The sequence below is a fragment of the Frigoribacterium sp. CFBP9029 genome, assembly GCF_034045305.1.
In the GTDB taxonomy this organism is placed as follows: domain Bacteria; phylum Actinomycetota; class Actinomycetes; order Actinomycetales; family Microbacteriaceae; genus Frigoribacterium.
On sequence record NZ_JAXCWB010000011.1, the window covers coordinates 1 to 14419 of the forward strand.

Sequence of the window (14419 nt, forward strand, 5' to 3'; positions counted from 1 at the left end):
CCGGGCCAAACCCGCCCCCCGCCGGACCGCCTCCCCCCACCGCCGCCACCGCCGCCGCCGGCACCGCCTCCGCCGAAGCCGCCGCCACCGCCTCCGCCGAAGCCGCCGCTGCGGCCGCCGAAGCCCCCGCCGCCGCCGAAGCCGCGGCCCCCGCCGCCCCCGCCGCTGAAGAGCCCGCCGATGATCAGTCCGGTGACGATGCCGCCGAGATCCGCTCCGCCCGACCCGCGGCCCCCGCCGCCGCCGTAGCCGCCACCCCCGCCGAACGGCGAACCCTGCTGGTACGACGAGACGTCGGACGCGGCCTCGCTCGAGGCCGCCTCGGCGGCCTGGTTGGCCAGGTGGGCCTCGCCGAGGGCGGCGTCGCGGTCGACGGTGGCGAGCGAGACGGCGGTGGCCAGGTGCCGCTCGGCCTCCGACAGGCGCGTCCGGGCGCCGGGCCCCACGGCACCGCGGCGGGTCTCGATGAAGTCGCGGGCGGCGCTGATCCGACTGCGCCCGGACAGCAGGGCCTGATCGAGCGCCGCCTGGGCCCGACGCCGAGCGGTCTCGGCGTCGCGGACGGCCGCGAGGGCCGCATCGACCCGGGTGTCGGCGTCGTCGAGCCGGGCGAGCACGGCCAAGGGGTCGGCGGGGTTCTCCGCGGCGAAGCGGAGGGCGGCGTCGACCGTCGTGACCGTCGCCGCGAGGTCCACCCCGCGGGGAGCGGCCGAGGGCTCGAGGGCACGGGCCGTGTCGAGATCGGTGCGGAGCTCGGCGGTCAGAGCGCCGATCCGGCTCTGAGCCGTCGCCAGCGAGTCTCCTGCACGATCGACGGCGTCGGCGAGCTGGTCGACCTGCCCGAGCGCCTGTCGTCCGGCTCGGATCCGGGCGACGGCCTGGCCGGTCTCGCCCGCCGAGAGATGGGTGCGGGCGGCCTCGGCGCACTCGTCGACGAACTCGAGCAGACGCTCGGCCTGATCGACGTTGCCGGTGATGGTGGCCACCGCTGTGGGGGAGTAGGTGCGCGACAACGCGGCGAGCGTCGCACGCGTCTCGCCCAGCCGGGACCGGCGCTCGTCGCGTGCTCCGGTCAACGCGGCGGCGTCGGCGGGCGCGTCGTCCTCGGCACGTCGCATCTCGTCGAAGGCGTCGGACTGCGCGTCGAGCGCCGTGCCGGCCGACTCGCAGAGCTCGACGATCCGCAGCGTCCACTCGCGACGCTGCTCGGGGCTGTCGGGGACGTGGTCGTCCAGTCGCTGACGGAGCTCGAAGGCCTCCCGCGCACTCGATCGGGCCGATTCGAGGGCCTCGGCGAACGGCCGGGCCGCCTGGTCGCCGAACTGGGCGGCGGCGAAGCCGACCTCCTGGGCCCCGGCGGTGATCTCGTCGTCGAGGGCGACGAGCAGGCCCGCCGCCCGACGCTCGATGTCGTCCTGCTCGGCACGGGCCGCGGCGAGGGCGCGGTTGCGCCGGCGGCGGCGGGCGATCGCGACGGCGACGACCACGGCGATCACGACGAGGGCCAGCACCCCCAGGGTCCAGAGCAGCCACGTCGCGTCGCCGCCCCCGGACGAGCCGTCGTCGCCGCCCGACCCCGACCCCGAGCCGTCCGCCGCGATGGCGTCGGCGAGCGAGGTCGCCGCCCCGGCCCAGTCGCCGTCGCGCAGCTCGGGCACGAGCACGTCGGTCTCGAGGGCGGACTGGTCCGCGGCGGTGATCGACGAGCCGTCGGCGACCGAGAGGTCGTACAGGCGGTCGTCGATCGCCACGGAGAGCAGCACGTCGTTGACGCCCAGCTGATTCTGCTCGGCCGTCGCCCGACCCCAGGCGGCGCGGTCGGAGGGTGACGTGAACGAGTCGACGTACACGACGAAGAGGTTCGTGCCGTTCTCGGCCGCGAGCGAGTCGAGCGACTGCTCGACCCGCTGCTCGTCGGCGTCGGTCAGCACGTCGGCCTGGTCGACGACGTACGCGCCGGCGAGATCCACCGGCGCCACCGCCTGCGCGGCCGTGGCGCCGACGAGCGTCCCTCCGAGCGCCAGAGCACCCGCCAGAGCGATGCCCGTCATGATCCGACCACTCCGTGCGACGACGCCCACGACTCTCCCCTCGATGATGGGGCCGAGTCTAGTGACGGGCACCGACACGTCGCCCGGGCGACGGCCGGGGGCGGTCACGCCGTGTCGAGTGCGCGCCGCGCCGAGATCACTCGACGAAGAGCAGGGCGACCGAGGCGACGGCGCACACGGCGCCGACCGAGAGCAGCACGCCCCCGGCCAGACGGAACGCGTGTCCGTCCTCATGCGGGGTGTCCGTTCGCACCGAGGAGGGGCGGCGAGGGTCGTAATGGACCGTCAACTCGGTCTCCACGGGCGTCTCGATGGCGTAGTCGGCGAACTGGGTCTCGTGCAGGTCGCCCCACGAGTCCATCCAGCGCGCCGTCGCGACCCGCGCGTAGTCCGGAGCGGGGATGACGACGGCGACGGTCTTCTCGTACCGACGGGCCCGGCGTCTCGAGACCGCGGCGGCGATCGAGAACGGCGTCCCCGCGATGAACCCCAGCCAGCCGAACATCTCGACGACCGACGAGATCACGGGCAGGGCGTCGGACATGCCACGATCGTAGTGCCGCACCGCGGCGCAGGCCCCCGAGGCCCCCGTCCGTCCGTGAGGAACCCCCGCCGTGAGTCGATCCCCCCTCGACGTCGTCCCCGCCCCGATCCTGGCGGTCGGGGCCATCGTCTCGGTGCAGTTCGGCGCCGCCCTCGCGCGGACCCACTTCGACGCCGTCGGCCCTCTCGGCGCGGCGGCCCTCCGCCTCGCCTTCGGCGCCGTCATCCTGCTCGCCGTCTTCCGCCCCCGCGTCCGCGGCTGGGACACCCGCACGTGGCTGGGCGTCGTCCTGCTCGGTCTCGCGCTCGCCGGCATGAACTCGCTCATCTACCTCGCCATCGACGTCGTCCCGCTCGGCGTCGCCGTCACGCTCGAGTTCCTCGGCCCGCTCGTCGTGGCCCTCGTGCAGACGCGACGCTGGCTCGACGCCGGCTGGGCGGTGCTCGCCCTCGGCGGGGTCGTGGTGCTCGGCTCCGATTCGAGCGGCGCGATCCCCGCGCTGGGCGTCGTGCTCGCGCTCGGCGCCGGGGCCTTCTGGGCGGGCTACATCGTCGCCAACGCGAACCTCGGGCGCCGCGCCGACTCGCTCTCCGGGCTGGCCGTCTCGATGCTGGTCGCCGCCGTCGTGGTGGTGCCGTTCGGCGCGGCCGACGCGACCGCCGCCGTGATGGCCGACCCGCGCCTCCTCGGCGTCTTCCTCGTCGTGGCTGTCGCGACGTCGGCCGTCCCCTACGCGCTCGAGATGGTCGCGCTGCGGCGACTGCCCACCCGGGTCTTCGGCGTGCTGTCGAGTCTCGGGCCCGCGATGGCCGCGCTGGCCGGGCTGGTCGTGCTCGGTCAGGGGCTCGGCGCCCGCGAGCTGATCGCCCTGTCTCTGGTGACGGCGGCGAGCGTCGGGGTCACCGTCACGGCGCGTCGACGGGTGGTCGTGGTGGCCGAGCCGCCACCCGCATGACGTTTTCCGGATGATCTGTACCCCACTCACGGGGTACGGGCGTACTCTCGCCTCATCGGACCAGAGTCGGTCCGAGGCAAGCGAGGAGGAACACCATGGGAGCCGTTCTCGAGAAGACGTCCCGGGCAGAGGTCGTGCCCCTGGGCGACGGGTATCACCGTGTGTCCACACCCACCGCCGGCGTGATCGGCTTCGTGCACGAGTCCGAGGGTCGCTTCGAGGTCCTGCGGGGTCGGGTCCGCACGGCGACCCGTGCCGAGGGCGTGTACCGCACGCTCGACGTCGCGGTCATCGCGCTCACCTACTCCTGATCCGCACGTCGGCGGTGCCCACCGGCACCGCGTCCGAACCACGGCCCCGCCTCGGCGGGGCCGTTCGTCTCTGAGAGGGGTCCGTCATGGCGGTGATCGGCTACGCCCGCATCTCGGACGACGACCCGGCCCCCGACCGGCAGCAGGCGGTGCTCGAGGCGGCGGCGTGCGAGCGCATCTACATCGACCGGGCCACGGGGCGTCGCGAGCGCCAGCCCTATCTGGTCGACGCGCTGGCCTCGCTCCGTGACGGCGACGTCTTCGTCGTCACGCGGCTCGACCGGCTGGGCGGCTCGGTGGCGGCGCTGCTCGATCTCGTGGCGGGGCTCGACGACCGCGGTGTCGCCTTCCGATCGCTCGACGACGGCATCGACGAGATCGGCCCCTGGGGTCGGTTCTTCTTCCGCACGGCGTCGGCGCTGGCCGGTCACGAGCGGTCGCTCGACGCCGAGGCGGGTCTGGCGGCGACGAGGCGCCGTCGGGAGGCGCGCGAGGCGATGTCCCGCAGCCGTCAGACCCTGAGCAGTCGCCGGCTGCGGATCGCCCGGGTGCTGCTCGCCGACGACATGCCGATGCGCGACGTCGCCCGCCATCTCGACGTGCCCGAGCGCGTTCTCCGGCGCGGACTCGACGATCACGAGGCGGATCAGTAGTCGACCGTGCGGTTCTGTGGTGCCCCCAGAAGGATTCGAACCTTCGCCCCTGCCTCCGGAGGGCAGTGCTCTATCCCCTGAGCTATGGGGGCTCGGGACGTCGTCCAGGTTAGCAGCCATTCCGTGCGCCTCCCGACGCCGCTCCCGGTCGCGCCGCATCCCCGGGGAGCACGCTGGTGCCATGAGCACCGACGAGTCCGCCCCGACCCTCCGCGACCGGCTGCGCGAGGCGAAGCCGCCCCACCCCGACGTCCCGGCCCTCGACCCCGGGGCCGCGCCGGACGACCCCCGCGAGCTCGTGGTCGAGTGGCTCGTCGACGCCGTCGAGGCCGGTGTCTCGCAGCCGCAGGCGATGACGCTCGCGACGGTCGACGCCGACGGCGCGCCGGAGTCCCGCGTGGTGCTGCTGAAGGACGTCGACAGCGCCTTCTGGTTCGCGTCGTCCTCGCTCAGCCCGAAGGGGCGGCAGATCGAGGCGGAGCCCCGCGTCGCCCTCTCGTTCTTCTGGTCCGAGCGGGGTCGGCAGATCCGGGTGGGCGGCCGTGCCGTCGCCGGGCCGCGCGAGGTGAGCGAGTCCGACTTCACCTCGCGGCACCCCGCCTCGAGGGCCGGCGCCATCGCCCTCCCGCAGAGCAGCGTGATCGACGATCCCGAGGAGGCGCGGCGCGCGCTCGACGCCGCCCGTGCACGCATCGACGAGAACCCCGATTTCGCCCCCGACGACTGGACGGCCTACCGGGTCGAACCCGAGTCCGTCGAGTTCTGGCAGGCCACGAGCGGCCGCGATCAGGTGCGTCTGCGGTACGACCGCGACGGCGACGGCTGGACCCGCGCCTCCTTGTGGCCCTGATCCGGCCGGGTTCGAGGGCGTAACGCGGCGACACGGAGCTCGCACCCCGGCCGGGCGGCGACGACGATGGGTGCATGCCCTCCGAGCCCCTCCGCCTCGCCGTCGTCGAGGTGACCCGCCACCGCCCGCACGCTCCGCGCTACGACGCGTACGTGCAGACGATGGTGGCCCGCGCGCTCGGCGACGCGGCCCGCGGCGGGTGGGTGGCAGAACGGCTCGCCGCCCGCGATCTCGGGGCGGACGCCCTCCTCCGCGAGACGTCGCGGGCCGACGCCGTCGTCGTCCTCGGCGGGGAGGACGTCTCGCCCCACCTCTACGGCGCGCAGGGCGGCTACCCCGGCGAGGGGCCGCACGACATCGTCGCCGACGAGGCGCAGATCGCCCTCGTGCGGCGGTCCCTCGAGACGCTGACGCCGGTGCTCGGCATCTGCCGCGGCCACCAGATCGTCTCCGTCGCCCTCGGGGGCACGCTCGTCCAGCACCTGCACGACGAGAGCGGACTGCATCGCACCGGGGGAGTCCCCGCCGATCTGTCGATGACCGACCACGCCGTCGCGATCGAGCCGACGAGCCGGCTCGCGGGCGTCCTGGGCACGACCGCCGTCGTCCGCAGCTCGCATCACCAGGCCATCGGTCGACCCGGCGACGGTCTCGTCGTCGTGGCGCGTTCGGCCGACGGCACTATCGAGGCCGCCGAGCACGAGCATGCGCCGATCACCGGGGTCCAGTGGCATCCGGAGGACCCGGGCGCCGATCGGGCCCAGCTGCCCGCCCTGCTCGCACGGCTGCGGCACGAGGCCCTGGCGAACCGCACGTCCGTCCGCGCCGCCTAGGCCGCCCCCCGCGGGGTCCGAGCCGAGGAGGCGCGGGTCAGCCGGTCGCGCCGGTCGCCTCGAGCGCCGCCACCACCTGCGCGGCCATCGGCTCGGCCGAGCCCGGCTCGACGAACGCGGTCGACTCGAGCACGACGTCGTAGGGGAGGGGGAACAGCTCCGCGCGGCCGACGCCCCGCTCGACGTCGAAGTAGCCCTCGACGCCGTAGGTCGGCACGGAGTTGCTCGAGGCGACGAGGTCGTTCGCCAACGAGGTGAGCCCGGCGTCGTCGTACTGCGCGACCCCGAGGGTGATGGTCTCGTTCGCGGCGTCCGTCCAGGCGCAGAGGGTGCCGTCGGCCGCGGCGATGCGTCCGAGCGGGGGTGTCGTGGCGCTGTCGGCTGCGTCGGCGTCGTCGGCGGCGGGCTCCGGTGCCTCCGCGGCGGTGAGCCCCGGGTAGAGCGCGGACAGGGAGGCGGGGTCGACGAGACTCGCGCAGTCCAGATCGACCGGCGTGCTCACCAGCGTCGGGGGCGTGGCGGTCGGGGACTCCTCGGGTGCCGGGTCGGCGGACGCGGCGGCGGACGACTCGGAGGTCGGGGCCCCCGTCGGCGGGGCCGCCGAGGTGCAGGCCGCGAGCGGCAGGGCGGCTGCTCCGACGACGGCGGTGAGGGCCAGGCCCCGCAGGAAGCGGTGATGGGTCGACGTCATGACCACCATCCTCTCCGACGCAGGCTATGGATGCCATCGGACGCCGTGGGGCACGGCCGGGCGACGCCGTGTGCCGTCGGATGCCGTCCGATGCCGGACGGCGCCCGGCTCCCCGTCCGTCGTCTGACGGTAAGATCGTCGCTCGTGACTCCCGCCGAACTCTCCTCGTCCCTCCTCGCCGTCGTCTCGGGTGTCCTCGAGCGTCGCGGCCTCGCCGACGAGGTCGAGGTGACCCCGGCCGACGTCGTGCTCGAGCGCCCGCGCAATCTCGACCACGGCGACTGGACGAGCAACGTCGCCATGAAGTTCGCCAAGCGCGTCGGGACGAACCCCCGCGAGCTGGCGACCGAGATCGCCGGCGAGCTCGCCGAGGTCGACGGTGTCGCCGACGTCGACGTCGCCGGCCCGGGCTTCGTCAACATCCGTCTCGACGCCGCGGCCGCGGGTGCTCTCGCCAAGGTCATCGTCGAGCAGGGCGACTCGTTCGGCCGGGGCGACTACTACGAGGGCGTCACCATCGACCTCGAGTTCGTCTCCGCAAACCCGACCGGCCCGATCCACCTCGGCGGGGTGCGCTGGGCGGCGGTCGGCGACAGCCTCGCCCGCGTCTTCCAGGCCCAGGGGGCGCTCGTCACCCGCGAGTACTACTTCAACGACCACGGCGGTCAGATCGACCGGTTCGCCCGCAGCCTCCTGGCCAGCGCACTCGGCGAGCCCACCCCCGAAGACGGCTACGGCGGTCTCTACATCGGCGACATCGCCGCCCGCGTCATGGCCACCCACGACGGCGACGTCCGCGAGCTCCCGCGCGCCGAGGCACAAGAGGTCTTCCGCTCGGTCGGCGTCGACTTCATGTTCGCCGACATCAAGAAGTCCCTGCACGACTTCGGCGTCGACTTCGACGTCTACTTCCACGAGAACTCCCTGCACGAGTCGAAGGCCGTCGAGCGGGCGGTCGCGCGCCTCCGCGAGCTCGGTCACATCTACGAGGCCGAGGGCGCCACCTGGCTGAAGACCAGCGACTTCGGCGACGACCGCGACCGGGTCGTCATCAAGACCGACGGCGAGGCGGCCTACATCGCCGGCGACCTGGCCTACTACCTCGACAAGCGCGAGCGGGGCTTCGAGCGCAACCTGATCATGCTGGGCGCCGACCACCACGGCTACGTGGGTCGCATGATGGCGATGTGCGCCGCCTTCGGCGACGAGCCGGGCGTCAACCTCGAGATCCTCATCGGGCAGATGGTCAACCTGCTCCGCGACGGCGAGCCCCTCCGCATGTCGAAGCGCAACGGCACCGTCGTCACGATGGAGGACCTCGTCGACGCCGTCGGGGTCGACGCCGGTCGTTACTCGCTCGTCCGCAGCCCGGTCAACAGCTCGATCGACATCGACCTCGATCTGCTGACCCGACGCAGCAACGACAACCCGGTCTTCTACGTCCAGTACGCCCACGCCCGCACCCGTGCGGTGGCCCGCAACGCCGAGGCCGCCGGCGTCACCCGCGAGGCCTTCGACGCGTCGCTCCTCTCGCACCCGACCGAGGCCGCCCTGCTCGGCGCGCTCGCCGAACTGCCCCGCGTGGTCCGCCAGGCCGCCGAGCTCCGCGAGCCGCACCGCGTCGCGCGCTACGTCGAAGAGCTGGCGGGCACGTACCACCGCTGGTACGACTCGTGCCGGGTGACGCCGCTCGGCGACGAAGAGGTCACCGATCTGCACCGCACCCGGCTCTGGCTCAACGAGGCCGCCGGTCAGGTCATCCGCAACGGCCTCGGGCTGCTCGGCGTCTCCGCTCCGGACCGCATGTGACCGCCTCCGACGGTGCGGCGGCAGCGCGACCGGGGCGTCGCCGCGGTCGCGTCGTCGTGATCGTCGCCCTCGTCCTGGCGGTGCTCGTCGGGCTCGTCGTCGTGGCCGACGTCGTCACCCGCGACGTCATCGAAGACCGCGCCTCGGCCGAGATCGAGACGACCTCGGGCATCGCGGGCGTAGAGGTCGACATCCACGGCACGTCGATGCTCTGGCAGCTCGTGTGGGGCAGCCTCGACTCCGTGACGCTGTCGTCGGGCTCCGAGTCCGAGCCCCTCCGATTCCGGGTCGACGTCGTCGACGTCCCGACCGATCTCGTCGGAGCGACCGGCGCGGCGACGGGCACGGTCTCGGCCGACGCCGCGACGGTCAACCGTCTCGACGGCATCCGCGATTCAGGAGGCGCGGTGACGTTCGGCGACCGCGAGGTCACGTACACGAAGAGCTTCGCGGTGCCGATCATCGGGGACGTGCCCGTCGACGTCTCCGCCTCCGCCGCCGTCGCCGACGCGGGGCGGGCGATCGCGTTCACGCCGACCGCGGCCTCGCTGCCCGACACGTCGCTCCGACTCGACCTCTCGAGGTTCCTCGGCGACTTCGCCACCACGGTGTGCGTGGCCGAGTACCTGCCGACCGGTGCCGCGATCACGGCGGTCGACGTCGCACCCGGTCGTGCGTCGATCGACCTGTCGAGCCCCGGTCTCGACCTGTCCGAGCCGGTGCTCGACGACGAGGCCACCTGCTCGTGACCGACCGAGCCAGCCTCGCGCCGCCCCCGCGGTCGGTAGGCTCTGACCACATCCCGCCGTCCCCGAACACCGAGGTGCCCGTGTCGTCGAATCCCCTCGCCCCCGCCTGGCTCCAGGTCCCGGCCGAGCCCAACGCCCTCGACGCGTCCGTCTGGTCGCGCACGGCGGCCCGCGACGAGTCCTCGGGCGAGATCACCCTCGGCGGCGTGACCGTCGGCGAGCTCGCCGCCCGCTACGGCACCCCCCTCTACGTCGTCGACGAGGCCGACGCCCGAGGCCGTGCCGCCGAGGCCGTCGAGTCGTTCGGTCGCGAGTTCGGGCGCATCGGCACCACGGTGTCGGTGTACTACGCGGCGAAGGCCTTCCTGTCGGTGGAGATCGCCCGCTGGGTGGCCGCGGCAGGCATGCGCGTCGACATCTGCACCGGCGGCGAGTTCGCCGTCGCCCGAGCGGCCGGGGTCGACCCGGCGCTGATGGGATTCCACGGCAACAACAAGTCGCTCGGCGAGATCGACCGCACGGTCGCGGCGGGCATCGGCGTCATCGTGCTCGACAACGCCGACGAGGTCGTCCGCGTTGCCGACGCCGCCGATCGCCACGGGGTGGTGCAGGCCGTCCGGCTGCGCGTCAACTCCGGCGTGCACGCGTCGACCCACGAGTACCTCGCGACGGCGAGGGAGGACCAGAAGTTCGGGGTGCCCCTCGCCGACGCCCCCGAGGTCGTCGCCGCCGTCCGAGGGCGCGCGTCGCTGAGGTTCCTCGGTCTGCACTCGCACATCGGCTCGCAGATCTTCGGCAGCGACGGCTTCGCCGAGGCCGCGTCGCGCCTGCTCGGCGTCCACGCCGACCTGCTGCGCGACGGCGACGTGCCCGAGCTGAACCTCGGCGGTGGGTTCGGCATCGCCTACACGAGCGCCGACGACGCCCGTCCTCTCACCGAGCTGGCCGCGGCGCTGGCCGACATCGTCGACCAGGAGTGCCGCCGACTCGGCATCCCCGTCCCGGTGATGGCCGTCGAGCCGGGTCGCTCGATCATCGGGCCGTCGGGCACGACCCTGTACGAGGTCGGCACCGTCAAGGACGTCCTCGTCACCGCGGACGACGGCTCCGGTCAGGCCGTGCGGCGCTACGTCAGCGTCGACGGGGGGATGAGCGACAACGCCCGGACGGCCCTCTACGCGGCCGACTACTCCGTCGCGATCGCGAACCGCGCCTCCTCGGCCGACCCGGTGCTCGTCCGCGTGGCCGGCAAGCACTGCGAGAGCGGCGACCTCGTCGTCCTGGCCGACTACCTGCCGGGCGACGTCGCCCCCGGTGACCTGGTGGGCGTGCCCGCGACGGGCGCCTACTGCTGGAGTCTCGCGAGCAACTACAACCACGTCGGGCGACCGCCCGTGGTGGCCGTCGTCGACGGGGAGTCGCGGGTCATCGTCCGCGGCGAGACCGAGGCCGACCTCCTCGCCCGAGACGCCGGTCTCTCCTGAGACGCCCGTCGGGCCAGTCCGCCGACGCCACCGCACCTCCCGCACCGAACCGGGCCCGCCGATGCGGGCCCACCCATGAGAACGGAACGCCATGATCGAATACCGCAACGTGAGGGTCGCCCTGCTGGGAGCCGGCTCGGTGGGGTCCCAGGTGGCCCGGTTGCTCCTCGAGCAGGCGGACGACCTCGCCGGGCGCGCGGGTGCGGGGCTCGAGCTCGTCGGCATCGGCGTGCGCGACGTCGACGCCCGCCGCGACGTCGATCTGCCGCGGGAGCTGCTGACCACCGACATCGACTCGCTGATCCTCGGCGCCGACATCGTCGTCGAGCTCATGGGGGGCATCGAGCCGGCGCGGACCCACATCCTCAAGGCGCTCGGCTCGGGCGCCGACGTCGTGACGGGCAACAAGGCGCTGCTGGCGAGTCACGGCCCGGAGCTCTTCGAGGCGGCCGAGCAGGTCGGCGCGCAGCTGTACTACGAGGCGGCCGTGGCGGGTGCCATCCCGATCATCCGACCCCTCCGCGACAGCCTGGCCGGCGACCGGATCGTGCGGATCATGGGCATCGTCAACGGCACGACGAACTTCATCCTCGACCGCATGGACACCGACGGCGACACGCTCGAGGCCGCTCTCGCCACGGCCACCGAGCTCGGCTACGCGGAGGCGGACCCCACCGCCGACATCGAGGGCTACGACGCGGCGCAGAAGGCCGCCATCCTCGCCAGCCTCGCGTTCCACACGACGGTGCCGCTCGATGCCGTGCACCGCGAGGGCATCACGCGCGTCACCCACGAGCAGGTCGTCGCCGCGCGCAAGGCCGGCTACGTCGTGAAGATCCTGGCGATCTGCGAGCGTCTCGTCGACACCGACGGGGTCGAGGGTGTCAGCGCGCGCGTCTATCCCGCGCTCGTGCCGCTCGGGCACCCGCTCGCCGCGGTGCACGGCGCGAAGAACGCCGTCTTCGTCGAGGCCGAGGCCGCCGGAGACCTCATGTTCTACGGTGCGGGCGCCGGCGGCGTCGAGACGGCGTCGGCCGTGCTGGGCGACCTCGTGTCGGCCGCTCGCCGCCACGTCATCGGCGGCCCGGGCGTCGCCGAGTCCACCCACGCGAACCTCCGGGTGCTGCCCATCGGCCACGTGACCACGCGCTACCAGATCACACTCGACGTGGCCGACCAGCCCGGTGTGCTCGCCGAGGTCGCCGGCGTGCTCAGTCAGCACGGGGTCAGCGTCCACAGCGTGGAGCAGACCGGGGGAGTCCGGCCGGAGGCGGCACCCGGCGACGACGACACCCCGGCCACCGCTACTCTGATCATCGGCACGCACCGTGCGCTCGAGTCCTCTCTCGCCGCGACGGTCGAGGCCTTGGAGGAATCACCGGTCGTGAACACCGTCACGAGCGTCCTGAGAGTCGAAGGAGCCTGATGGCCCACCAGTGGCAGGGTGTCCTGCGCGAATACGCCGACCGTCTCGACATCAGCGAGTCCACCCCGATCGTGACCCTGGGCGAGGGCGGCACTCCGCTCATCCCGGCCCCCGCGCTGTCGCACCGCACGGGCGCGAAGGTCTACGTCAAGTACGAGGGCATGAACCCCACGGGCTCGTTCAAAGACCGCGGCATGACCATGGCCATCTCGAAGGCTGTCGAGCACGGCGCCAAGGCCGTCATCTGCGCCTCGACCGGCAACACGTCGGCGTCGGCCGCCGCTTACGCGGCGCACGCCGGCATCACGGCGGCCGTGCTGGTGCCCGAGGGCAAGATCGCCATGGGCAAGCTGAGCCAGGCCGTCGCGCACGACGGTCAGCTGCTGCAGATCCAGGGCAACTTCGACGACTGCCTCGACATCGCCCGCGATCTCGCCGAGAACTACCCCGTGCACCTGGTGAACTCGGTCAACAACGACCGCATCGAAGGCCAGAAGACCGCGGCCTTCGAGGTCGTCGACGTGCTGGGCGACGCACCCGACTTCCACTTCATCCCCGTCGGCAACGCCGGCAACTACACCGCGTACACGCGCGGCTACCGTGAAGACCTCGAGGCGGGTCGCGCCACGCGTCTGCCGCGCATGTTCGGCTTCCAGGCCGCGGGCTCCGCGCCGATCGTCGCCGGCGAGGTCGTCAGGTCGCCCGAGACGATCGCGAGCGCGATCCGCATCGGCAACCCCGCCTCCTGGCAGCTGGCGCTCGAGGCGCGCGACCTCACGAACGGCTGGTTCGGGGCGATCACCGACGAGGGCATCCTCGCGGCCCAGAAGATCCTCAGCGCCGAGGTCGGCGTCTTCGTCGAGCCCGCCTCGGCTATCAGCGTCGCCGGTCTGCTCGAGCGCGCCGACGCCGGGGTCGTCCCGGCGGGGTCGACGGTCGTGCTCACGGTCACCGGTCACGGGCTGAAAGATCCGCAGTGGGCCCTCCGTCGGGCCGACGGGTCGACCGTCGAGCCGACGGTCGTCGCGAGCGACACGGCCCGTGTGGCCGAGGTGCTCGGGCTCGTCCCGGCCTCTGCATGAGCTCCGCCCCGGCCGAGAGGTCGGTCCTCGTCAGGGTGCCGGCGACGTCGGCCAACCTCGGCCCCGGCTTCGACACCCTCGGGCTGGCGCTGTCGCTCTACGACGAGCTGATCGTCACGACGACCGCCGGCAGCGGAGTCGATGTCAGGGTGACCGGAGTGGGCGCGGGCGAGGTCCCGACCGACGCCTCGCACCTGGTCGTCCGCGCGATCGCGGCGACCTACGCGTCCGTCGGGCGCGACCTGCCGGGTCTCCGACTCGACGCCCGCAACGTCATCCCGCACGGCCGGGGGCTCGGGTCGTCCGCCGCAGCCATCGTGGCCGGCATCATGGCGGCGAAGGGCCTCCTCGAGGGCGAGGTCGAGTTCTCGTCGTCCGACCTCCTCGCGTTGGCGGCCGAGCTCGAGGGGCATCCCGACAACGTCGCGCCCGCCCTCTTCGGTGGTCTCACGATCGCGTGGACGACGTCGACGGGCCCCGCTCACAAGCGACTCCTGGTGCATCGAGGCGTCTCGCCGGTCGTGTTCGTGCCCGAGACCACTCTCTCGACGAAGCTCGCGCGCAGTCTGCAGCCCGCCTCGGTGCCCCACGAGGACGCCACCTTCAACGTCTCCCGGTCGGCCCTGCTCGTCGCGGCCCTCGTGCAGAGCCCGGAGCTCCTGCACGCCGCCACCGAAGACCGCCTCCACCAGAGCTACCGGGCGAGCGCCATGCCCGAGACCGACGCCCTCATCCGTCTGCTCCGCGACGCGGGGCTGGCGGCCGTCGTGTCCGGCGCCGGGCCGTCCCTCCTCGTGCTCGGCAGCGACCCGGCCCAGCGCCTGTTCGCCAGTGATCTGGTGGCCGAGCACGGCGTGTCCGAGTGGCGCGCGTTGATGCTGGCCGTCGATCTCAAAGGTGCTACAGTCGTAGCGCACCCGGTAGAAAACTCAGATTTCCTGGGCATCTAGCACCGTTCGAACCTCCTCCCATCGACCTCGG

14 protein-coding genes and 1 tRNA gene are annotated in these 14419 nt (G+C 73.2%); 11 read left to right on the plus strand and 4 right to left on the minus strand.

Annotation, left to right across the window (positions count from 1 at the left end; genetic code table 11):
- Together SOM11_RS12995 and SOM11_RS13000 are read right to left on the minus strand one after the other, a co-directional pair.
- On the minus strand, window positions 1-2081 hold a 2081-nt coding region (locus SOM11_RS12995), incomplete at its 3' end, for a TPM domain-containing protein (RefSeq protein ID WP_320478297.1).
- Window positions 2082-2187: 106 nt separating this feature from the next.
- Window positions 2188-2595: a hypothetical protein gene (locus SOM11_RS13000; RefSeq protein ID WP_192058155.1), complete on the minus strand. Its 408-nt coding sequence runs from the start codon at window positions 2593-2595 to the stop codon at window positions 2188-2190.
- A gap of 70 nt (window positions 2596-2665) precedes the next feature.
- Between SOM11_RS13000 and SOM11_RS13005 the strand changes: the two genes are divergently transcribed.
- The 3 genes from SOM11_RS13005 to SOM11_RS13015 all read left to right on the plus strand — a co-directional run bounded on the left by SOM11_RS13005 (window position 2666) and on the right by SOM11_RS13015 (window position 4514).
- The gene (locus SOM11_RS13005; protein WP_320478298.1) at window positions 2666-3550 is read left to right on the plus strand and encodes an EamA family transporter; all 885 of its coding nucleotides are present in this window, start codon (window positions 2666-2668) and stop codon (window positions 3548-3550) included.
- 95 nt (window positions 3551-3645) lie between these two features.
- Window positions 3646-3861: a hypothetical protein gene (locus tag SOM11_RS13010; protein ID WP_192058151.1), complete on the plus strand. Its 216-nt coding sequence runs from the start codon at window positions 3646-3648 to the stop codon at window positions 3859-3861.
- A gap of 86 nt (window positions 3862-3947) precedes the next feature.
- On the plus strand, window positions 3948-4514 hold the full coding sequence (locus tag SOM11_RS13015) for a recombinase family protein (protein WP_192058148.1): 567 nt from the start codon (window positions 3948-3950) through the stop codon (window positions 4512-4514).
- Window positions 4515-4531: 17 nt separating this feature from the next.
- Here the strand turns inward: SOM11_RS13015 and SOM11_RS13020 are convergent.
- Window positions 4532-4606, minus strand: a tRNA-Arg gene (locus SOM11_RS13020).
- Between the two features lie 89 nt (window positions 4607-4695).
- Here SOM11_RS13020 and SOM11_RS13025 point away from each other — a divergent pair.
- Both SOM11_RS13025 and SOM11_RS13030 read left to right on the plus strand, forming a co-directional pair.
- On the plus strand, window positions 4696-5364 hold the full coding sequence (locus tag SOM11_RS13025) for a pyridoxal 5'-phosphate synthase (RefSeq protein ID WP_320478299.1): 669 nt from the start codon (window positions 4696-4698) through the stop codon (window positions 5362-5364).
- A 74-nt stretch (window positions 5365-5438) separates the two neighbouring features.
- Complete coding sequence (locus SOM11_RS13030; RefSeq protein WP_320478300.1) at window positions 5439-6197, plus strand: gamma-glutamyl-gamma-aminobutyrate hydrolase family protein; 759 nt, start codon at window positions 5439-5441, stop codon at window positions 6195-6197.
- Between the two features lie 37 nt (window positions 6198-6234).
- Here SOM11_RS13030 and SOM11_RS13035 read toward each other — a convergent pair whose 3' ends face one another.
- Entirely contained in the window at window positions 6235-6888 is a 654-nt protein-coding gene (locus tag SOM11_RS13035) for a hypothetical protein (RefSeq protein WP_320478301.1), read from the minus strand.
- 144 nt (window positions 6889-7032) lie between these two features.
- Between SOM11_RS13035 and argS the strand changes: the two genes are divergently transcribed.
- From argS to thrB, 6 genes are all read left to right on the plus strand, one after another.
- A complete protein-coding gene (argS, locus tag SOM11_RS13040; protein WP_320478302.1) occupies window positions 7033-8697 on the plus strand; it encodes an arginine--tRNA ligase in 1665 nt (554 codons plus the stop codon).
- Window positions 8694-9446 carry an LmeA family phospholipid-binding protein gene (locus SOM11_RS13045; RefSeq protein WP_320478303.1) on the plus strand — a complete coding sequence of 251 codons (753 nt, stop codon included), beginning with the start codon at window positions 8694-8696 and terminating at the stop codon, window positions 9444-9446. The genes argS and SOM11_RS13045 overlap by 4 nt, the downstream gene beginning before the upstream one ends.
- Before the next feature lie 80 nt (window positions 9447-9526).
- Window positions 9527-10930: a diaminopimelate decarboxylase gene (gene lysA, locus SOM11_RS13050; RefSeq protein ID WP_320478304.1), complete on the plus strand. Its 1404-nt coding sequence runs from the start codon at window positions 9527-9529 to the stop codon at window positions 10928-10930.
- Between the two features lie 91 nt (window positions 10931-11021).
- Window positions 11022-12356, plus strand: coding sequence for a homoserine dehydrogenase (locus SOM11_RS13055; RefSeq protein ID WP_192058133.1), 1335 nt, complete (start codon window positions 11022-11024; stop codon window positions 12354-12356).
- Window positions 12356-13438 (plus strand): threonine synthase, encoded by a 1083-nt coding sequence (gene thrC, locus SOM11_RS13060; RefSeq protein ID WP_192058130.1) that lies wholly within the window; start codon window positions 12356-12358, stop codon window positions 13436-13438. Before SOM11_RS13055 ends, thrC begins: the two co-directional genes overlap by 1 nt.
- The gene (thrB, locus tag SOM11_RS13065) at window positions 13435-14388 is read left to right on the plus strand and encodes a homoserine kinase (RefSeq protein ID WP_320478305.1); all 954 of its coding nucleotides are present in this window, start codon (window positions 13435-13437) and stop codon (window positions 14386-14388) included. Before thrC ends, thrB begins: the two co-directional genes overlap by 4 nt.
- Window positions 14389-14419: the final 31 nt, after the last annotated feature.